Source organism: Putridiphycobacter roseus (assembly GCF_003234935.1).
GTDB lineage: Bacteria > Bacteroidota > Bacteroidia > Flavobacteriales_D > Crocinitomicaceae > Putridiphycobacter > Putridiphycobacter roseus.
In genome coordinates, this window is record NZ_QKSB01000003.1 from 104,930 (window position 1) to 124,045 (window position 19,116).

The 19,116-nt window shown below is 34.1% G+C and carries 22 protein-coding genes; 11 read left to right on the top strand and 11 right to left on the bottom strand.

Features of this window, described 5'->3' with window-relative positions; all coding sequences use genetic code 11:
* Window position 1 precedes the first annotated feature (1 nt).
* The 4 genes from DNU06_RS06825 to DNU06_RS06840 all read left to right on the top strand — a co-directional run bounded on the left by DNU06_RS06825 (window position 2) and on the right by DNU06_RS06840 (window position 2,088).
* Window positions 2-565 (top strand): HdeD family acid-resistance protein, encoded by a 564-nt coding sequence (locus DNU06_RS06825; RefSeq protein WP_111062496.1) that lies wholly within the window; start codon window positions 2-4, stop codon window positions 563-565.
* Between the two features lie 272 nt (window positions 566-837).
* On the top strand, window positions 838-1,206 hold the full coding sequence (locus DNU06_RS06830) for a DUF983 domain-containing protein (protein WP_111062497.1): 369 nt from the start codon (window positions 838-840) through the stop codon (window positions 1,204-1,206).
* 123 nt (window positions 1,207-1,329) lie between these two features.
* Complete coding sequence (locus DNU06_RS06835; protein WP_111062498.1) at window positions 1,330-1,521, top strand: cold-shock protein; 192 nt, start codon at window positions 1,330-1,332, stop codon at window positions 1,519-1,521.
* Between the two features lie 375 nt (window positions 1,522-1,896).
* Window positions 1,897-2,088: a cold-shock protein gene (locus DNU06_RS06840; RefSeq protein WP_111062498.1), complete on the top strand. Its 192-nt coding sequence runs from the start codon at window positions 1,897-1,899 to the stop codon at window positions 2,086-2,088.
* 95 nt (window positions 2,089-2,183) lie between these two features.
* Here the strand turns inward: DNU06_RS06840 and DNU06_RS06845 are convergent, their stop codons facing one another.
* Window positions 2,184-3,221: a hypothetical protein gene (locus DNU06_RS06845; RefSeq protein WP_111062499.1), complete on the bottom strand. Its 1,038-nt coding sequence runs from the start codon at window positions 3,219-3,221 to the stop codon at window positions 2,184-2,186.
* Between the two features lie 224 nt (window positions 3,222-3,445).
* Window positions 3,446-3,652, bottom strand: a complete 207-nt coding sequence (locus DNU06_RS06850) for a hypothetical protein (RefSeq protein WP_111062500.1) — start codon at window positions 3,650-3,652, stop codon at window positions 3,446-3,448.
* A gap of 356 nt (window positions 3,653-4,008) precedes the next feature.
* Between DNU06_RS06850 and DNU06_RS06855 the strand changes: the two genes are divergently transcribed.
* Entirely contained in the window at window positions 4,009-4,959 is a 951-nt protein-coding gene (locus DNU06_RS06855) for a hypothetical protein (protein ID WP_146239172.1), read from the top strand.
* A 13-nt stretch (window positions 4,960-4,972) separates the two neighbouring features.
* Here the strand turns inward: DNU06_RS06855 and DNU06_RS06860 are convergent, their stop codons facing one another.
* Complete coding sequence (locus tag DNU06_RS06860) at window positions 4,973-6,082, bottom strand: hypothetical protein (protein WP_111062502.1); 1,110 nt, start codon at window positions 6,080-6,082, stop codon at window positions 4,973-4,975.
* 120 nt (window positions 6,083-6,202) lie between these two features.
* Here DNU06_RS06860 and DNU06_RS06865 point away from each other — a divergent pair, with 120 nt between their 5' ends.
* The gene (locus DNU06_RS06865) at window positions 6,203-6,952 is read left to right on the top strand and encodes a DUF481 domain-containing protein (RefSeq protein WP_111062503.1); all 750 of its coding nucleotides are present in this window, start codon (window positions 6,203-6,205) and stop codon (window positions 6,950-6,952) included.
* 40 nt (window positions 6,953-6,992) lie between these two features.
* On the opposite strand, the gene DNU06_RS06870 is transcribed toward DNU06_RS06865, so the two are convergent.
* Window positions 6,993-9,062, bottom strand: a complete 2,070-nt coding sequence (locus DNU06_RS06870) for a T9SS type A sorting domain-containing protein (RefSeq protein WP_111062504.1) — start codon at window positions 9,060-9,062, stop codon at window positions 6,993-6,995.
* Between the two features lie 210 nt (window positions 9,063-9,272).
* Here DNU06_RS06870 and DNU06_RS06875 point away from each other — a divergent pair, with 210 nt between their 5' ends.
* A complete protein-coding gene (locus DNU06_RS06875) occupies window positions 9,273-9,932 on the top strand; it encodes a hypothetical protein (RefSeq protein WP_111062505.1) in 660 nt (219 codons plus the stop codon).
* Between the two features lie 156 nt (window positions 9,933-10,088).
* On the opposite strand, the gene thiD is transcribed toward DNU06_RS06875, so the two are convergent.
* Genes thiD through thiM form a run of 4 tightly spaced genes read right to left on the bottom strand, consistent with a single transcriptional unit; the run spans window position 10,089 to window position 12,946 of the window.
* Window positions 10,089-10,901, bottom strand: a complete 813-nt coding sequence (gene thiD, locus DNU06_RS06880; RefSeq protein WP_111062506.1) for a bifunctional hydroxymethylpyrimidine kinase/phosphomethylpyrimidine kinase — start codon at window positions 10,899-10,901, stop codon at window positions 10,089-10,091.
* Window positions 10,889-11,542 carry a thiaminase II gene (gene tenA / locus DNU06_RS06885; protein WP_111062507.1) on the bottom strand — a complete coding sequence of 218 codons (654 nt, stop codon included), beginning with the start codon at window positions 11,540-11,542 and terminating at the stop codon, window positions 10,889-10,891. The genes thiD and tenA overlap by 13 nt, the downstream gene beginning before the upstream one ends.
* Complete coding sequence (gene thiE / locus DNU06_RS06890) at window positions 11,518-12,162, bottom strand: thiamine phosphate synthase (RefSeq protein ID WP_111062508.1); 645 nt, start codon at window positions 12,160-12,162, stop codon at window positions 11,518-11,520. Before thiE ends, tenA begins: the two co-directional genes overlap by 25 nt.
* Window positions 12,155-12,946 (bottom strand): hydroxyethylthiazole kinase, encoded by a 792-nt coding sequence (thiM, locus tag DNU06_RS06895; RefSeq protein ID WP_111062509.1) that lies wholly within the window; start codon window positions 12,944-12,946, stop codon window positions 12,155-12,157. The genes thiE and thiM overlap by 8 nt, the downstream gene beginning before the upstream one ends.
* A gap of 412 nt (window positions 12,947-13,358) precedes the next feature.
* Between thiM and DNU06_RS06900 the strand changes: the two genes are divergently transcribed.
* Window positions 13,359-14,495, top strand: a complete 1,137-nt coding sequence (locus DNU06_RS06900) for an Ig-like domain-containing protein (RefSeq protein WP_111062510.1) — start codon at window positions 13,359-13,361, stop codon at window positions 14,493-14,495.
* Window positions 14,496-14,534: 39 nt separating this feature from the next.
* Here DNU06_RS06900 and DNU06_RS06905 read toward each other — a convergent pair whose 3' ends face one another.
* Together DNU06_RS06905 and DNU06_RS06910 are read right to left on the bottom strand one after the other, a co-directional pair.
* Window positions 14,535-15,230: a DUF2293 domain-containing protein gene (locus DNU06_RS06905; RefSeq protein ID WP_111062511.1), complete on the bottom strand. Its 696-nt coding sequence runs from the start codon at window positions 15,228-15,230 to the stop codon at window positions 14,535-14,537.
* A gap of 65 nt (window positions 15,231-15,295) precedes the next feature.
* On the bottom strand, window positions 15,296-15,634 hold the full coding sequence (locus DNU06_RS06910) for a winged helix-turn-helix transcriptional regulator (protein WP_111062512.1): 339 nt from the start codon (window positions 15,632-15,634) through the stop codon (window positions 15,296-15,298).
* 236 nt (window positions 15,635-15,870) lie between these two features.
* On the opposite strand from DNU06_RS06910, the gene nfsB reads away from it, so the two are divergent.
* From nfsB to DNU06_RS06925, 3 genes are all read left to right on the top strand, one after another.
* Window positions 15,871-16,530, top strand: coding sequence for an oxygen-insensitive NAD(P)H nitroreductase (nfsB, locus tag DNU06_RS06915; RefSeq protein ID WP_111062513.1), 660 nt, complete (start codon window positions 15,871-15,873; stop codon window positions 16,528-16,530).
* Between the two features lie 16 nt (window positions 16,531-16,546).
* Window positions 16,547-16,957, top strand: coding sequence for a hypothetical protein (locus DNU06_RS06920; protein WP_146239173.1), 411 nt, complete (start codon window positions 16,547-16,549; stop codon window positions 16,955-16,957).
* Between the two features lie 257 nt (window positions 16,958-17,214).
* Window positions 17,215-18,030 carry an SDR family NAD(P)-dependent oxidoreductase gene (locus DNU06_RS06925; RefSeq protein ID WP_111062515.1) on the top strand — a complete coding sequence of 272 codons (816 nt, stop codon included), beginning with the start codon at window positions 17,215-17,217 and terminating at the stop codon, window positions 18,028-18,030.
* A 292-nt stretch (window positions 18,031-18,322) separates the two neighbouring features.
* Here the strand turns inward: DNU06_RS06925 and DNU06_RS06930 are convergent, their stop codons facing one another.
* Window positions 18,323-18,961 (bottom strand): hypothetical protein, encoded by a 639-nt coding sequence (locus DNU06_RS06930; RefSeq protein ID WP_111062516.1) that lies wholly within the window; start codon window positions 18,959-18,961, stop codon window positions 18,323-18,325.
* Window positions 18,962-19,116: the final 155 nt, after the last annotated feature.

Below are 19,116 nucleotides of genomic sequence, written 5' to 3' on the forward strand. Positions count from 1 at the left end.
TATGAGAACATCATTATTTGATTCAATGCAATCTGCTGTAAAAAATTGGTGGATGTCTGTATTATTAGGCATTTTATATGTCATTTTAGGATTTTGGGTCTTTAGCACCCCCCTCGAAAGTTATGTCACCTTAACCATGGTATTTAGCATATTTATTTTTGCCTCCGGCATCATGGAAATTGCTTTTGCTGTTGCTAATAGCAATCAGACAGTAGGGTGGGGATGGTACCTTACCGGAGGTATTTTAGATTTGATTATAGGCATACTTTTAATTTCTAATCCATTAATCACTATGGCCATTTTACCTTTTTATATTGGGTTTTGGCTAATGTTTAGAGGAATGATGGCAGTAGGCCTTTCCATACCACTAAAGACCGTAGGTATGAGAAATTGGGGCTGGATGTTAATCGCTGGAATTGCCACCATTATTTTTGCTTTCCTAATTATATCTAACCCTTTATTTGGTAGTATGAGTATCGTATATACTTCAGCTGTTGCATTTATTATGGTAGGGGTATTTAGAATATTCTTAGGATTTAGTTTAAAAGCTTTTAATTTAAAATAAAATATTTTGGACTAATAACGAAGACTAAAATTAATTAAAAAGGATGCAATAACCATCAGATGGCAATGATCTAGTCTACTAGTTTTTTGTCGATATTTTGATAGTTATCGCATCCTTTTTTTTTTTGCTCTAATCTATTTCTCAATTACCTAAAACTTCCGGTAAAATTGTTTACCTCTTATCCATATTAATATAGGAATATGCTGTTGAATTTTATAATTTTGTAAATGATCTTCAATTCAAAAAAAGATTTCCTCTATTTCTAATTAAAAATGAAAAAAAAGTCCATTATAAAGTCTATCCTACAACTCAAATGTCCACATTGTAGAACTGGTGATTTATTTACTAACCCTGGCTTATTTAAGTATTCTAAAATGTTAGATATGCCAGAGCATTGTGCCCATTGCGGACAAAAATATGAGATAGAACCTGGTTTTTGGATTGGTGCTTTGTGGACTTCTTATCCTATAATAGTACTTATTATCACACCTTTTATTATCGCTGCTGTAACTATGGTTAATATAAATGTCTGGTTTTTGGCAGCAGCTTTAGTATTAACTATGTTGATATTCTTTCCTTTAACCCTAAGATTAGGGCGTGCAATTTGGATTTATATATTTGTACGGTACAAAAATGACTAGGCTTTTCCATTTATTTAACAAAAAATAAAGAAAAATTTCGTTAAATATTTTTTAATTCAAAGCATTAAGCGTATCTTTGCGGTAATAATTGTCTTAAATTGAGACAGCATAACAAATAATAACATGAATAAAGGAACAGTAAAGTTTTTCAATGATGCAAAAGGATTTGGATTTATTGAAGAAGAAGGAAATGGAAAAGAACATTTTGTACACGTATCAGGTTTAATTGATGAAATCAGAGATGGTGACAATGTTGAATTCGAATTACAAGAAGGAAAAAAAGGATTAAACGCGGTAAACGTAAAAGTTGTATAAGCCTCAAATATATTTTTTTTAACAAAAAGGACATTCATTTATGAGTGTCCTTTTTTTTTGGTCCAAACTTTACATTCATCTGTAAGTAGCAATCGTATAATATTTTTCAACTATCCATCAGGAAGCATATATATAAAGAATTTATACTTGACTATATAAATGAGGGGCAGTAAAAGATTAAACTATTTTGATGCAGACAAGGAACCTTCTTTTTTATTATTGATGGATGGACTTAAGGTCGATTTCACGGTGTATTATCAGGTTTGCACATTTGACTGTTAGTAAATCATCTATTAAATTATTTTAACTAAACAACCTTATTGTATCTTTGGCATCATAATTGTCTTATTTTAGACATAATAACAATATAACAACATGAATAAAGGAACAGTAAAGTTTTTCAATGATGCAAAAGGATTTGGATTTATTGAAGAAGAAGGAAATGGAAAAGAACATTTTGTACACGTATCAGGTTTAATTGATGAAATCAGAGATGGTGACAATGTTGAATTCGAATTACAAGAAGGAAAAAAAGGATTAAACGCGGTAAACGTAAAAGTTGTATAAGCCTCAAATATATTTTTTTTAACAAAAAGGGCACTCATTTATGGGTGCCCTTTTTTTATATGGGTAAATTAGATTAACAAGAGATTTAGATAGGCCTATTCAAAAAACTTAATCCCCAGTTTTAATTCCATGTGTTTCACTAATATCTCTCCCATACTCATGCCGTCAGTAAATCCACTATAATTATTATGGTATGCTTTTAATTCTTTGGCTAAATTGTTTCTATTTTCAGGTGTAGATAAATTATCTCTTTTCATTCTTCGAAATAAACTTTTTGTCCTTTGCTTTCTAGTTAAATACCTTTTTTTCATTGCTACGCGTTCTTCCCGCATGTATTGGTTTGCGACCTCAATAGACAATAGTTCTTGGGCTAATTCTACTAGCTCTCTATTGTCAACATAAAATTGCGGTAAATACATGTTTTTTCTACCTTCGTAACATTGCTGATCAAAATCAATTGGTCGAAAACGGTATTGAATAGTGTCAAAGTCCTGTATGATTTCAACAACAAAATTGTAAGCCCGCATATCTCCCAGTAATCGAGTGAAACAACGCTCATTAAACTTTACAAATTCCGTCGCAAAACGCAAACGATTGTTAATTTTATTGTGCTTGTTTTTCGATATAAACTCGTCACAGGGAACGCCAACAATATGTTCTTCCACCAATGTTTGGTTATCGACTAGAAATAAAATTTTGTCTGGAGAAAATATCTCTTCTATTTCCAATCCGTAAATACGGGAAGCATCTGCACGTTTGATATAAAAATAATCATGGTTATCATTTGCCTCATTGACTACTTTTATTCTAAATGGTTTTGAATTACCAAAAGAGCAAAAATCAATGCTTACAATACGTGAATATGGGTTTTTATCCCCATCAGTAATCAGTAGTTCGTATACTTTGATTAATTGTTCTTTTAAAAAATCAAGTTCATTTTGATTGTACAATGCCGAATACCAAAGGGTGGGATTGTCATGGATATCATTCATGGGAATCAGATCCTGGTAACGTGTAAGATCATCATAGGTGATGGGCAAATTTTCTAAACGAGAATATTGTCTTAAGTGCTCACGCAATGGTGCTTTAATCTTATAAGAAGGCTTTTTGAATTCTATTTCATTATATTCCATTACAAAGTATTAAATTTAATATGAAACTTATCTTGGTGAAGATAGCAAATCGTATGATAGGGGACATAGCTTATTGGAGACTTTGCAGAAAAAAAAATATAAGATTTAACGCATAAAAATTGGTGATATTTTATTCTAAATAATTAAAAACACCTAGTACCATGATAGTCGACAAATGAAGTCTATTGACCATTGAACATTTCGAATTTGTAAGAAGGTTTTTTTTATTTTTTTCTACCTTTTTTTCTCTTTTTAAAGTAAATACTCCCGATAATAAGTAAGAGAATAGGGATGATTACGATAAAAATAAGTTTAATCGGATCCGTAAAATCAAAAGGTTCATCCTCTAATTGGACTTCTCGCGGTCTTTGTGCAAAAACGACAGTGGTAGATAATAATATTATGGTTAAAATGTATCTTTTAAGTATCATAACTACTAATTTAAAAAATATTTGTTCAAATTGCCTTATATAAAGGTCTATTTTTTTATTTAGATTGAGCTATGCTTTTATTATTCATTAATGGGTAAATTATTTTTTTTGAACGTACAATTTGTCGTTGCAGGGAAATGGTTACAGTAAATTATTATCACGGATTAAAATAAGAAGTTAATTCTAATATATACAAGGATATAGTGGTGTTTATTTACATTTATACTTTAAATAGAGATAAGGTTGTCACTCTTAAGTCCTGAATTAAAGTATTGGTTCGACGATTACTGTAGAAATGTCATGTTTGGTTTATTTTTTAATTAGTTTTGTTACTGAATAAAACTTAAAAATAACTGATGAAATTAACGCTGCACCACGTTTTTGGTTCTCCCTTGCGATTCTTCGGATTCATGGCTTTGTTATTCAGTCTTTATTTTACCATGTTATTTTATCCGTTAAGAGATTTTTCAAGGTACGTTTATGATCTCGCTCCTTTTTATTTTTTAGGCTTATCCTTGCTTTTATATGGTATTGCTTTTTTGACTAAAGATTTAAAGTCGCAAAAAAATATCCTATTGCGTTTGGTTGGTTCTCCAATAAAATTAATCGCTTTTTTGTTGGTTGTTTATTTGGCTTTTATTTTATTCTATTTAATTGCTTGGACCAACTTGAAAGGATACACGCATGTTTGGATTCTACTAGTGGCAGTTGGACTGTATTTAATCAACGATTTTTTTTCAAAAAAAAGAGTAGGTGTCAAGGCTTATTGGTCGGTACAGATTATTGTTGTAATAATGGTATTTGGTGCTGTAAAACTTATTGCACTAAAACAAGACGCAAAAACCATTTATGTAATTCCAGAAAGTGCCAAAGATGAAGTGATTATATTGTTTGGTATTGAAGGTTACCCCGAGCTACCCAAGACTACTATGTGGAAAAAAAACATTCTAATTCCCGATAATGGCCTGTTGGTTACTTCGTCTATGATGGATGAATTACCTGGTTATAGGAGGAATTATATCAAACCCGACGGACAAGGTATAAGTCTGAATAATCTATTTGTGCAAGAGTATTGCGCGCTCGAGTCAGACAGATTAATTATTTCAGCTTACTTAACCCCTAAATTTTATTACCCAACCATTCCAACCGGGTTAAGCGACATACAGAACACATACCAACAATATTACGATTCTATTTGCTCAGGTCAATTAATCAGTAAATACAAGGATACCCGTGACCCAGAACATAAAGGAAAATTGCGGAGTGAGTGGTTGAAGGTTTTTCAAGAAAGCCGAGTACATAAGTAAAACTGATGCATTGTTATTTTTCTTTTACATTGTACAAATATGTATGTGTTTTTTTCGTTTTTTTATCATATTCAGCCGCTAAAAGTAAAAGTTGATTATTGTTACTTTCTATTATGAAACCACCATAACTCGACTCCTCATCATAACCCTTGACCACACTTCCCAAAACAGCCCCCGTTTTTTTATTTAATGACAAGAAGAGGATGGAAGTATGATTTGGATTAAAAACACTACCATAAGAGAAGCAATCAGGTTGTCCATATTTCCCAGAGATGAGTACCTGATCATTTGTGATCAAAATATTTGATCCTGCATCATTCGTTTTAGCTGTTCCTGCAACGTGTTCCCAAATTATTTCGCCAGCTAAATCGTGTTTTCGTACTACTATATCGTTGGTGCACTTGAGTCTATACCCATTCAAACCCATGGTGTAAAAAGCATCATTTTCACACACTATAGTTTCTATATCCAGTTTTGGGTCAAATTCTTTAATTTCTGTTCCATCTTGGGTATTGATTATTTTAATTTGATTTTCTTTGGTGATTAAATAAAGTTCTTTTTTGTCGGCATTTAGAGTATGACCTGCTTGTTTTAACAATCCCAATGACTTGTACCAAACCTTTTCAAAATCAAAGTCTAGTTTCAAAACATAGGATTGTCCATAGTTAATTTCTGCTCGAATTATGATTATACCATCATTGGCTAAGTAAAGACTTGTCGCACTTTTGGCATTGACTATGGACAGCAATTCATAACTTGAAAAATCTTCAGGTATGAGGTATAAATTATCTATTTCTCTTGGTGTAAGCGCCAAGTATCTCCCGTCAGGCAATTGTATAACACTGCTGATGTTTGAATTAATGGCTAAATGCTTTTCTGTTGTGTAATCAAATGAAAGTTTATACAATCCTCTTGGCGCGCCTAAACCTTCTCTTATATGGTAGATATAGTTAGACTTGAATTGGTAAAAGTCAGTGCCAACATAATAGTGTATTGAGTTTGATAGTTTATAAGGATATTCTAAAGCTAAGCCATTGTTAATTTTAATCTTTTTACATCCCCAAAGACTCAAAAAAATTGAAAGTGTAAGCAGTTTAATTACGATTAATAAGCTAATTTTCATATTAGCTAATATATGAATAACTAATATATTATGAAAAAATAATTAAGGCATTAATCATTTGAAATAAACTTAAATTGACCTCAAGTCTAAAAAGTGTTTTAATTTTGCAAAAAAAATCGCATGAAATATCTTTTCTTTTTTTCCCTTTTCGTTAGTCATCTAACCGTTTTTTCCCAAATTGTAAACATTGAGAATAAAAGATTGACCGATAATAAACAAGGATTTAGTGGTAGTGCAGAGTTAAACTTCAACTTCACCATGAATACAGTACAGCTCTTACAGATAGGAGATAAAGTACAATTGGGGTATGTAAAAAAGAAACATCAATTTTTGATTGTAACCGACCATTCATTTGTAAAGTCTGAAGGCGATAACTTTGTCAATAAGGGTTTTCAGCATTTTAGGTACAACTACGTATTTAAAGATTCTGGTAATGTCAGTTTTGAGGCCTTTCAACAAGGACAATTTAATAAGATACAGAAAATTAATTTGCGACTACTAGCCGGAGTCGGACTACGATTAAATTTAGTAAACGAAGAAAAATACCAATTGAGTATCGGTTCAGGCATGATGGGAGAGTATGAAGAATTATTAGATGTTGGCAGTTCCACTGATGTGTTATCAACCAGTTACCTTTCATTTGACGGACAATTTAATGAAACTGTAGGCATTAATACCATAGCATATTATCAACCCAAATTAATAGATTACGGCAATTACCGTTTTTCGAGTGAAACTGCCTTGCGCTTTAAAATCAACGAATATTTAAGCTTTCTATTGATTTATTCCTTGACCCACGACAGTAGAAATATTGCGGATGTAAGAAAAACCAATTACGTTTTGAAAAATACCCTAAGGGTGAGTTTTTAACGAGGTATTGTGTGGCTTAAGGTATTAAATAGATTTTCTATTATTCCTCATTTATAAGAATAAACTGAGTTGAATTGCCAGATTTATTTGTGACATTAATATAGTAAAGTCCGCTAGTTTGTTCACCTAAGTCGATTGTTTGTTGGTCGTCATCTTTAAGAATTATTTGTTGGATCAATTGGCCGTTAGTCGAGAATATGGAAATGATACTTTCTTTTTGAATTTGATCAAAATAAAGGGTGCTATTTCCTTTTGCTGGATTAGGGTGAAGGCTGATTGTTTGCTTATTGGTCTGATTTAATCCTACAAAATCAACAAGCATACATGTGGAAGTGTCTACACAGCCATTTTCGTTGACTATAACAGCGTAACTTCCGTTAGAAGTAACTGTATACGATTGATTTGTTTCATTCGGAATAACGGCATTGTCATTGTCACAATTCAACCATTGATAACTAGTAGCTAAAGCATTATTTGATTGTAAATGAAGACCATTCATAGCAGTTGAAATATCCATTGTATGAATTGTCAAGTTTAAGGTGATGATAGAATCACAACCATAAGCACTGATTAAATTATGAGTAGCAACAACGTTAGAAGAGGTGTATTCTGTACCGTCTATCCAAGTATAACTATTGCATGCCGTTTGATGATCAGTAACATGTATAGTAGTCATGCATTGACTCATCTTATGCACAAAATTATCGGTAAATGTGTTACCTGACACACTTAAGTTTGCGACACCTATATTTGGGTCAAAATCAGCAGTTCCAGAAAAACAACCTCCTGTATAAATATTTCCTAATGTGTCTACACTAATTGCATTTCCGCTAACTTGACCTGTACCTCCAAAAGTTTTTACCCACTTAAAAAAACCTAAAAAATCTATTTTTACTATAAACATATCTGTCGACCCTATTGTGGATAGGTTAGTGGTGCCGTCCCCAGGATTAAAATCAATATCACCACTAAAATCGCCTGTAATATATAAATTGTTTAAATGATCTGTTGTAATCGCTCGGCCAACAATATTATCATATCCACCAATAGTAATTGCTTTGATAAAATTGCCGGCAGCATCCATTGTTTGAACAAAAAGCGCGGTTGATCCAATTGTAGTTAAATTATAAACCCCCGCACTCGGGTCAAAATCTGCTGCTATTGCAAAGTGGCCAAGTGTATATACGTTATCAAATTCATCCACACTTATATCATAAACATTGTCTTCAGTTACGCTTCCGAATGATTTTGCCCAAACAAAATTACCATCAAGGTCTAATTTTAGTATAAAAACATCTGACAGTCCATTCGAGCTTAGATTTGTCAATGAACTGCCTGGATCAAAGTCTACTGTGTCGGAAAACTCACCTGCAATGTATAGGTGTCCAGAATTATCCGTAATTACTGAAAGGGCACGTTCTTGATTAGTACCTCCAAGAGTTTTAACCCATTGAAAAATTCCATTTGCATCCATTTTATGGACAAAAACATCAGATTGTCCATTCGAAGTTAAATTCATTGTGTTCGATCCAGGATCAAAATCAATTGTTCCAGAAAATCCTCCTACTGTATAGATGTTACCAGTAGAATCCAATGCAATATCGTATGGGACTGCCACAGAAGTACCACTTAATGAATTTACCCAGAGAAAGTTTCCTGAGGGGTCTAATTTTAATATAAATGAATCAGAAACTCCATTTGATGTCAAATTTACTGTGCCAGACCCTGGATTGAAATCAACAGTACCTTTAAACCCCCCGATTATATAGATGTTTCCTAAATCATCTGAAATCACTTGATTAATGTTTTCACCCATTATACCACCAAACGATTTGGCCCAAATAAAATTACCTGAAGTATCCATTTTTTGAACATATACATCCGTAAAACCAACAGATGTAAGCATTGTTGTTCCTTGTCCTGGATCAAAATCTGCGCTACCAGAAAAGGTACCCGCAGTGATTAAATGTCCAGATGAACTTAAGTCAAGCGAGATACAATCGTTAAAAAGGAGGCCATTGAAGGCTTTTACCCACTCAAAAGTTTGTGCCCTTAATGGAGTAAATGTTGTAAAACATAGAAAGACAATTAGTTTAATGGTTTTGTACATAATAACTATGCGTTAGATTTTTGTTAAGACGATTAATTTTTTAATTAGTTGTTCGCTTGAGAAAACGAATAGCCTAGTTTAATTTAAAACAATAGGTTTTGTTTTGAGTTTTATTTTTTAAAATGAACTAATTACAGAAATTTAATGACCAGACTTGAAGCGTAGAGCATAGTTTATGATGTATCATAAATCTTACGAAAAATTGTTTTTATGAAATTATTAATTCCATTTATGTTGCTCGCTTTTAGTGCGCACACTCAAATACAGTCTGATACCGGTACTGTTTTTATTAATGGAAGAGATAGTATACAGTTAAGGGGAGCTTTTGGTGGCGCACGAATCTATATTAAGCAAGTTAATGGGAATTGGGAATGGAAAACACTATACTTTGATGAAAAGGACCAAAACGGAAAAATCAACATCCATACAAAAAAGCCAGTAAACACCATTCATTCTTTTATGCCTTATGGGGGATTAATTTCAAAAGACTCTATTTACTATATGGTGGGTATGCTCAGTACTTTTCAATACCAAGGGGTGATTTTACGGTCAAATAATAAAGGTAAAGACTGGAAAATTTATATTTGTGATGCGTTTAACTCTAGTTTAAAGGCAAGAGGCCTATCTTTTATTACAAATGAAATTGGTTTTGCCTTTTATGGCAATCAAGATGTATTGGGCGTGTCAATAAATAATGGTAAGGATTGGCTGACCTATGCTTATAAAGATGGGGAGATAAAGGTGGAGAAAAACAATGTCCGGATTGAAGCAAAAACCTTTAAAATTAATGGACTTTTCGGAGGTGTTGAAGGTAAGTATTCAATGGATAAAGGGGAGACTTGGATTGATTTTAAAGCAAAGTCTTATTGATTACAATTAATCGGGTTTTGAAAAACTACCAATGGTCATATCATTAATAATTGTATGCCATTAAAAATGAAACAACAATAATTTTATATAAACTTTCACTTTAGGTAAGGTGTGTTTAGTGTTTTGTTTAGTGTTGTTTATGTTTTCTTATTCTTATTACAAACCAAAATGATTGACAGGACCATTTCCCTGACCTAAAGTCCTATTTTTCCCTTGTAATATGGCTTGGTTAACATAAGCACATCCTTTTTTAACAGCAGTTTCCAAATTATTTCCTTGACTTAAAAAAGCGGCTATACTAGAAGATAATGTACAGCCTGTGCCATGGGTATTTTTAGTATCAACCCAAGGATTTTTAATTTCAATAATTATATCTTGGTCTATCAAATAAAGCAAATCAGTAATACAGTTTAATTGGGGATTTAAATGTCCGCCTTTTAATAAAACAGAAGTTTTATAAAGTTTTCCGATTGCAATTGCCGAAGCTTCAAGGTTGGCTTTGTCAATAGGTTGTCCCAATAGAATTACTGCTTCTGGAATATTTGGGGTAATTAAACATGCTTCTGGCAAAAATAATTTCAAGTTTTCTATTGCTTCTGAGGTAATTAGTTGATCTCCTGATGTGGCTACCATTACCGGATCAATGACTATATTTTTACATGGATATTTCTTGAGTTTTAAAGCGACGGCCTTAATTACTGCTGGTGAATGTAACATACCTATTTTAATCGCTCCAAAAGCGATATCACTTAATACAGCTTCTAATTGTTTTTCAATGTGTGGAACAGGAATTGGGTGTATATCAAAAACGCCTAATGTGTTTTGTGCTGTGGTGGCCGTGATTACGGAAGCAGCATAAGCACCACAAGCAGAAATACTTTTTATATCTGCCTGAATACCTGCGCATCCTCCAGAGTCACTTCCAGCAATAGTTAATACACTATTGTATCTTTTTTTTATATTTTCCATGCTTCTTTCTTAAAGGCGCTATCCCAAAATAACCATTCTAGTTTAGTTGATTTTGTAAAGGACAATTCCATATTGTTTAATGTTTCCTTGTCAGCACTTTGTGCATATTTATTGGTAATTGCAATGGCTTTGTTGACTGAGTTTTCAAAATCGATACCACCATATGTATCTATCCACGATTGATATGGATTGTTTGCTTGCTCATTTTGATTTGCTTGAATGTAATCACCTATCTCTTTATAGACCGTAAAACAAGGCAGTACTGCTGCGAGTCCCTCCGATAGTGAGTGGTTGGCAGTAATTCGAGCTAAATAACTGGTATAAAGTTCGCAAGTAGGAGATGGGACAGTGTTAAAGGCTAGGTCTTTGATGTAGGTTTTGTGCAGTGCATCCTCTACTGCTAAGATACCTGTTGCGGCATCTAAAAAAAATTGTGTTTCTTCCACAGCATGACATTTAATGCCAACAGTGGCCAAAACCTTTTTATATTCAGCTAAGTAAAGTGCATCCTGATTGATGTAAAATTGAAAGACGTCTTTTGGTAATGAGCCCGCTATTAAACCTTTAATAAAGGGATGGTTTTTTATTTCATGGACAATGTTGTCGGTGTTTTCTCTTACTTGTTTAAACCAGTCTGACATATTATTTCTTTTAATTGTTTTGTTGCTGCTGTTGGGCTTTCTGCCTTTGAAATAGCTGATATTACGGCAATTCCATTGGCTCCATTTAACATGACTTTCCCAGTATTATCCTTATTTATTCCACCAATGCAAACAATGGGGTTTGTAAATATCTTCCTGATCTCAACTAAGCCATTTATTCCTAGTGGTGAGGCCAAGTTTTCTATTTTACTACTGGTGGAAAATACAGGAGATATACCAATATAGTCTACGTCCGATAATTGAGCGGTAATAGCTTGTTGCTTGTTGCTCACGGAGCTTCCTATAATCTTGTTTGGACCCATTAATTTTCTGACAACTTCCTTGGGTAGGTCATTTTCTCCAATGTGTAAACCTGCTGCGGCAACAGCCAATGCAATGTCAACCCTGTCATTAATAATTAATGGAACTTTGTAAGTGTCACATAGCGTCTTAGCTTTTACAGCACGTAGATAAAAGTGAAGCGTGTCGAGCGTTTTTTCTCTCAGTTGAATAATGGTAGCGCCACCTTTTAAAGCGCTTTCTAAAATTGAAAAGAAAGCAGTATCGTCACCAATGCGATCATCAGTGACAAACATTAATGAGTAATCTATTTTAATCATTTAACTTAAGCTTTGCTTTTATTGTCGTTTCGTTCAGTAGGTAAAGTGCATCTATAAAGTTGACTTGGAAGCTACCAGGTCCCTTGGATGCACTTGCAGCCATGTCACCAGCTATACCCATTATACCCATACCTGCTATTGCCGCAGTATGCATGTCGTTTTCAACCGCAATACAAGCACCAACAATTGCAGTAGCTGTGCAGCCCATACCTGTAATTTTCGACATCAATGGACTACCGTTTTCTATGGTCGAAATTTTGTCACCTGTGATGATATAATCAATGGCTCCACTAATAATAACGGTATTGTTTAATTTTTTTGATAATTCAATCCCCCCAGCAACCGCATCTTGTCCATCCATGCTGCTATCCACTCCTTTTGAGATGCTTGCTAATTGTGCCAATGCCATTATTTCTGAAGCATTGCCTCGAATGACATCAGGTGTAGCTGATTTTATTAATATTTGTGCTGTCTCCATTCTGTATTTAGAAGCTCCTACACCAACAGGGTCAAATATAAAAGGGGTGCCGGATGTTTTTGCTTTTTTTACCGCCATTATCATACTCTCGACCCATTTTTTACTCAAGGTCCCCATATTGATTACTAATGATGATGAAATGGAAACAATATCCTCTACTTCTTCAATTGCATGCGCCATTACAGGAGAGGCACCAATTGCCAACAAACCATTAGCCGTATTATTCATTACTACATAATTGGTAATATTATGGACTAAAGGGCTTTTCGTTCTAATTAAATCAAGTATCGTTGCTGTGTTATTCATAAGCTTAGGTTGTACTTAGGTGTAAATGCCACTAAAAGCATCTTTCAAATTTAAGAATTCTATAAATGAACCAGCACCATTTAGTGTAGTTTTATTATCGACTTTGTACTGCCAATTTTAAATGTTATTAATGAAATTTTTAACCTCCACAACTAAAAAGTAGTACACTTAAATTATTGAAGTCGGTTTACATGGGTTTTGTGTTAAATAAACTTAATTAAAATATGGCTTTTTCACCACCTAATTCCCTTATTAAAAACACAAAACGCTTTGCTGAGGATGTTAAGTGTAGTGTTCATAATGTGAACGGTATTTAGTAGTGTTTTACTATCGTTTTTAGCCCTGATAATTAAAAAAAGGACATAGGCAACCTATGCTATTTACCGACGTTTGCTAGAAAAACAGACATAAAATGAAACGAATTACAATCCTTACGCTACTATTTTTTATCAGCAGTTATACAAAACTTTCTGCTGCAATAGTCTATACCGATATCAATGACGTTACACTACAAATTGGCGGTGCGATTGATATAGATTTTGATGGAGATGGCTTACCTGAGTTTACTTTTGAGGACCAAGGTTTTGGTGGACAAGTTGAACCAGGTGTAATTTTTAACAATGTGAATGAGCACTTCACAACTGTCAGTTTAGCAGAATGGGACGTAATACAGGGAGTTCCGTTAAATACTACCATAGATATGAATAGCAATTGGTTCGATCAAGGAGATGCTTATGTCGATCCAGGTTGGGGAACGACCCTATTTCCAACAACTGACACTTATATTGGCGCATCATTTGAGGTTGGCGGTAATACGCATTACGGTTGGATATTTGTCAACTGGGATGGTAATGGTACATTTGTGATCAAGAGTTATGCTTATGAAACGGATAATAATACCCCCATTTTAGCAGGGGCAACCAATGCGAATACTAATGTAATGGTCAATAGCATTACTTTGAGCACGGCAAACGGAGAAACTACCGTTGCTGTTGGAGATGATTTACAGGTGAGTGCAGCAATTTTACCATTGAATGCGAGTAATACTGATGTAACATGGACCATAGTCAATGGAAGTGGTACAGCAACAATTGATGCCAATGGATTATTGAGCGCCTTAACCTTAGGAACCATAACTGTTGTTGCAACAGCCAATGACGGTTCGGGGATTACTGCACAAATTCAAATCAACATCACAGAAGTTACTCCAATAGTTGATAATGGAAATACCGATCCAATTTTAGATCCTGGTTCCCCTTTAAGCGAGGTAGAGAGTTCGGTAATTTATGTGCCATCTGTTTTTACGCCAAATGCTGGAAACATTAATAAAACCTTTGAAGTGATTGCCGATAATATTGAAGACTTTAAAATGATTATTTATAACCGCTGGGGAGAAGTAGTTTATGTTTCTTACGACCAACGAGTGGCTTGGGACGGTTCTTATGCAGGCCGTTCTAATCCAAACGAAATGTATGTTTGGAAAATTAACTACAGAGATGCTAAGGGTCAAAAAAATGAAATAATTGGACAGGTCTTGGTGTTGATATGATAGGTGTTTGTTGGAGCGCTTGCGCGGGCTTCAATCAAGTTATTCAAATAAATCTAGGGTAGGGAGTTGACGCCATTGCATCATGATGCGTTTTACGTCAAACTTAATGTCTGAGCGAATCTCCTTTTTTCCTTTGCCTTTTCCAAATTGCGTGTCATAATTGGTTTCCATGTGACGGATGTGCGCCTCAACAGCCAAATCAATCATTTGCTTGTCAAACTTCTTTGCATTTGCCGTTCTTCCAACCCTGCCACTGTGTTTTTCACAGGCATGTTCGGCAATTTTAAACTCTCTTCCTTTGGGACAAGAATGATAGACTTCACGAATGGCTATTGCAAAGTCATTGATGTATATTTTATCTTGCTTTTCACGGGTAATGGCTGCTTTTTCATTTTTCTGGTCACGTACTTTTTGATCAGCAGCACATTCTATCTTCGCTTTTTCAATGGCGGCAGCTTCTACATATTGTCCCTTTCGTTCGTATCGTTTACGGCGTTGATTCCAGGTAAGTAAAACACCACATTTATCGGAATGCTTTTTTGAACGCCTGGTCATGGCAGCGTTTCCTGGAGGCAACAAGGTGTAGTCTACAAAGTCAGAACAAGCAAAACAGGTACCTCTCGATTTTTCTGTTTCCCCTACAAATGCTTTCCCAAGTGGAATGGAAGTGTTGCATTTTTTGCATTTTAATTTTTCCCTTTTAGTCAGGTAGATATTTTGCGATTCAGTGGCCAAATTCTTGTGTTTTTTTTCAAAAATAAACCTTTAATTAAATCTGAAGTGCTCCACTGAGTAATATTTTATTGATTTTCAAAATTTGCAGCTGTAACATGTCCCCATTCCGCTATGGATTGAATTAAGGGGATTAAGGTTTTTCCCAAATCAGTCAAGGAATATTCTACTTTTAATGGTGGTTTAGATGTGTATACCTTTCTTTTTACAATACCGTCTTCCTCTAATGTTTTTAATTGCAAACTCAAAGTTCGTTCAGTTACGGTTGGCATCATTTTTCTCAATTCATTATACCTTAAAGTTTCCGCTATCAAATGAAACAAAATGACTGTTTTCCATTTTCCACCTATCACACCCATTGTCAAGCTCGCACAACAAGGGTATTCTTTTCCGTTAAATTTATGCATTTCCTATGTTATTATTAAAGCCCATATTTACTATAGTTTCTTGCGAAGATAAGTTACTATATTTAACAATACAACTATATTTTTTATAGTTAGATAAAAATAATCTTAAATCCTGAATATCATAAAATTGTATTTTTTAGAATGCTACTATCATTTATGACCGTTATTGCATAATAAATATACTATATATACATTTGTCACTATAATTAGGATAGTATAAAATTAAAACAATAAAAATGAACTTAAAAGAAACATTAAACTGGCGATATACCACCAAGGCGTATGATCCTACCAAAAAGATTACAGGTAAGGACATGGAGGAAATAAAAAACTTATTAAGGATGAGTCCTTCGAGTACCAACTTACAGCCTTGGCATTTTATTATTGCAGAAACAAAAGAAGGAAAAGAGCGCATTACAAAAGGAACGGAAGAAAATTTCAATTTTAATACGCCAAAAATCTTAGATGCTTCAGCTGTAGTTTTATTTTGTGCGAGAACAAGTGCTGATGATAGTTATATGAAGCACTTATTAGACGTGGAGGATAAAGACGGTAGATATCCAAACGAAGAGATAAAAAAAGGGACATTCGGGGGACGAAAGTTATTTGCTGATATGCACCAATATGATTTAAAAGACCTGCAGCATTGGATGGAAAAACAAGTGTATTTGAATATTGGACAATTCTTGTTGGGAGTTGGTAGTTTAGGAATTGACGCAACGCCAATGGAAGGAATTGATGTAAAAGCGTTGGACCAAGAATTTGGGTTGAGAGCAAAAGGTTATACCGCCTTAGTTGCAGTCTCTTTAGGTTACAGATCAGATTCTGATTTTAACGCAACAGACAAAACGCCAAAATCGAGATTACCACAGCACGAAACAATGACTATAATATAATAAAATGGGAACGACAATGAAAAACTCTAAAATTCCAATCTGGGTAAATATAATGCAGGTTATTTTAACGCTTATCATGCTGGGACAAGTGTACATGTATTTCTTTAACCACCAGATGATGGTAGATGCTGGGATGGCTGTCGAAGGCGTTCCCACATTAAATCTTATTTATGAAATGGGCGCCAGAACTTTAGTAATGGCAATTGCTGCTATCTACGTTTTAATTACCCAAGACCCAAAGCAATTTTTAGTGGTATTATTCATGAATGTATTCAGAGAAGGTTTCGAAACAATCATTGATCCATTATTTCCATTAATAAATGCGCCCGCTTCCCCTATGGTTGATTTTTGGACACACATAGTGATTGTTGCTGTAGAAGTATGGGCATTAATTACCGTGCTTAAAATCACAAGAAAAAGTAATTAAATTTTTAGTGATAAAATAATAGTTTTTGTGTTATTGGGGTAAGTAAACATTTTACAATGTGCGCTAACCCAGGCCCCAAATCACAAAATCCTACAAAAATTACTACTAAGAAAACAAAAGTATTAAATGTTGTCAACTATTTTGGAGCGACTTAAAAATCGGTGTATAACATTTCTGCAGCTATCAAAATTGTTGCTTACACCAGCACAAATGGCAGTTTAATGCTTGATTGACCGGATTAAAAGAAGGATAAAAGTATGCTAAAGACAATAATAATTACCGGTAGTACGGATGGTATAGGGAAATTAGCCGCTATTAAATTAGCGTCCGAAGGACATACCATTTATATCCATGGAAGAAATGAAGCAAAAGTAAATGCTGTAATCGCTGAAATCATAACAATTTCAAATAACCAAAATATTAAAGGATTGGTTGCTGATTTTTCAGATCTAAAAGCGGTTTCAGTAATGGCAGAACAGGTTAAAAAAGAGATTGCTAAAGTAGATGTTTTGATTAATAATGCGGGGGTTTTCAAAAGTAAAACTACGCGAAATAAAAATGGCCTAGACGTTAGAATGGTGGTCAATTATTTAGCACCATATGTGTTAACCAATGCCATTTTACCAAGTTTAAAACAAGCTGAATCACCTAGAATTATCAATTTAAGTTCTGCAGCTCAAGCAACAGTTAGTGAGTCTGTTCTGTTTGGAAAAAAGTCGGTTTCTGAAAACGATTCCTATGCCCAAAGTAAATTAGCGCTAACCATGTGGAGTTACTACCTCGCGCAACATGAACCAACCATAAATGTAATTGCGGTAAATCCAGGTTCCTTGCTAAACACAAAGATGGTGAAGGAGGCTTTCGATCACCATTGGTCACCTGCTGAAAAAGGAGGATCAATTTTAGTCGATTTAGCATGCTCTGAAAACTATAAAAATGATTCGGGAAAGTATTTTGATAATGACAAAGGGGAAGTGAAAGGTCAATTTTCAATGGCGCATGAAGATACTTATGATGAAGCTAAAGTAGAGAAGCTTGTGGGCCTGACAGCTTTACTTTTATCAGAATTGTAGCTTTTTTTTTGATTAGATTAGTACTATGAAAAATAAGTATGCTATTTTCAAGCCTTAAGAACAAAAGGAGGGACGCATCAATTTTCCTATCTTATTAAATATATAAAGTCAGTGCGGATAAAAAAGGAGTGTTAAACAGTACATGCTGCTCCATTTTATAGATTACTATCATTTATCCCCCTCAATGGGGCATCCTGCGGAAAGAAGAATTTTATCTGTTTAACATTTGGTCCGCAGCAGGCATTCAAAATAGGAGTAGAGCACGCGTAATAAAAGCTTTTACAAGCAGATATTAGAGAAAAATAGAAATTCCGGTTTGCCCTAATAAATTGTTTTTTTGCAAGGGTTTATACCTCATGTTTGAATTGCTAAACACGTCTTCAAACCCATTAGTTGACAAAGATATACCAAGGCCAATTTGTGAGTGGATAGAAACGAATTTAGTGATTACCCATTCAGCCCTGAAAGCTGGCGCTGCTGTCAGTGATTGATAATTATTTTTTCTGTGATCGATTAAATTGCCTTCTAATTTATAGATCCCCGCTTGATATATCCCATTAATACCAAGCGCGAAATTAATGCCGGCATCTTGGATAAACAAAATTTTCCGAAAGTAACCCGCCTGCAACACAAGTCCATTCCATCTTTCTTTAGATGTTCCAAAGGTAAATTCCGAAGTTGTATTTTTAGACACAAAACCAACACCATAAGTAAAAGAGTTGTTTTTATTGAAGTCAATTACACCGGTTAGTATTGACCCCAATTCAACGAGTTTAGTTCGGCCTGGATAATTGTAAAGTGATTGGGAGTTTAAATTTACAATGGGGCTGAGCCCAAAACCAACTTTTAAAGTATTCGGTTTCTTTTCTTCCTGCGCAAAAGCAAAGGTGCCTAAATTTAATAGTAAATAACAAATCATCAATTTTTTCATCCTGAAGTTTTTAGTCCTATTTAAAAACGTTAAAATACGTGATATATTATCGACTTAGAATAAAAAATAATGAATCACCTATAATTGAATGAAGAAAAGTCGCCCCCACATAATGACCTTTTTACACCGATTATCCTTCAGTTTCAATAATCAAA

Bases quoted from the DNA above. Each gene is read 5' to 3' on its own strand.
- DNU06_RS06825 (WP_111062496.1), top strand. From the start codon at position 2: ATGAGAACATCATTATTTGATTCAATGCAATCTGCTGTAAAAAATTGG.
- DNU06_RS06870 (WP_111062504.1), bottom strand. From the start codon at position 9,062: ATGTACAAAACCATTAAACTAATTGTCTTTCTATGTTTTACAACATTT.
- DNU06_RS06835 (WP_111062498.1), top strand. From the start codon at position 1,330: ATGAATAAAGGAACAGTAAAGTTTTTCAATGATGCAAAAGGATTTGGA.
- DNU06_RS06875 (WP_111062505.1), top strand. From the start codon at position 9,273: ATGAAATTATTAATTCCATTTATGTTGCTCGCTTTTAGTGCGCACACT.
- DNU06_RS06900 (WP_111062510.1), top strand. From the start codon at position 13,359: ATGAAACGAATTACAATCCTTACGCTACTATTTTTTATCAGCAGTTAT.
- DNU06_RS06850 (WP_111062500.1), bottom strand. From the start codon at position 3,652: ATGATACTTAAAAGATACATTTTAACCATAATATTATTATCTACCACT.
- DNU06_RS06865 (WP_111062503.1), top strand. From the start codon at position 6,203: ATGAAATATCTTTTCTTTTTTTCCCTTTTCGTTAGTCATCTAACCGTT.
- DNU06_RS06930 (WP_111062516.1), bottom strand. From the start codon at position 18,961: ATGAAAAAATTGATGATTTGTTATTTACTATTAAATTTAGGCACCTTT.
- DNU06_RS06855 (WP_146239172.1), top strand. From the start codon at position 4,009: ATGAAATTAACGCTGCACCACGTTTTTGGTTCTCCCTTGCGATTCTTC.
- DNU06_RS06910 (WP_111062512.1), bottom strand. From the start codon at position 15,634: ATGCATAAATTTAACGGAAAAGAATACCCTTGTTGTGCGAGCTTGACA.
- tenA (WP_111062507.1), bottom strand. From the start codon at position 11,542: ATGTCAGACTGGTTTAAACAAGTAAGAGAAAACACCGACAACATTGTC.
- thiM (WP_111062509.1), bottom strand. From the start codon at position 12,946: ATGAATAACACAGCAACGATACTTGATTTAATTAGAACGAAAAGCCCT.
- DNU06_RS06920 (WP_146239173.1), top strand. From the start codon at position 16,547: ATGAAAAACTCTAAAATTCCAATCTGGGTAAATATAATGCAGGTTATT.
- thiE (WP_111062508.1), bottom strand. From the start codon at position 12,162: ATGATTAAAATAGATTACTCATTAATGTTTGTCACTGATGATCGCATT.
- nfsB (WP_111062513.1), top strand. From the start codon at position 15,871: ATGAACTTAAAAGAAACATTAAACTGGCGATATACCACCAAGGCGTAT.
- thiD (WP_111062506.1), bottom strand. From the start codon at position 10,901: ATGGAAAATATAAAAAAAAGATACAATAGTGTATTAACTATTGCTGGA.
- DNU06_RS06845 (WP_111062499.1), bottom strand. From the start codon at position 3,221: ATGGAATATAATGAAATAGAATTCAAAAAGCCTTCTTATAAGATTAAA.
- DNU06_RS06925 (WP_111062515.1), top strand. From the start codon at position 17,215: ATGCTAAAGACAATAATAATTACCGGTAGTACGGATGGTATAGGGAAA.
- DNU06_RS06830 (WP_111062497.1), top strand. From the start codon at position 838: ATGAAAAAAAAGTCCATTATAAAGTCTATCCTACAACTCAAATGTCCA.
- DNU06_RS06840 (WP_111062498.1), top strand. From the start codon at position 1,897: ATGAATAAAGGAACAGTAAAGTTTTTCAATGATGCAAAAGGATTTGGA.
- DNU06_RS06860 (WP_111062502.1), bottom strand. From the start codon at position 6,082: ATGAAAATTAGCTTATTAATCGTAATTAAACTGCTTACACTTTCAATT.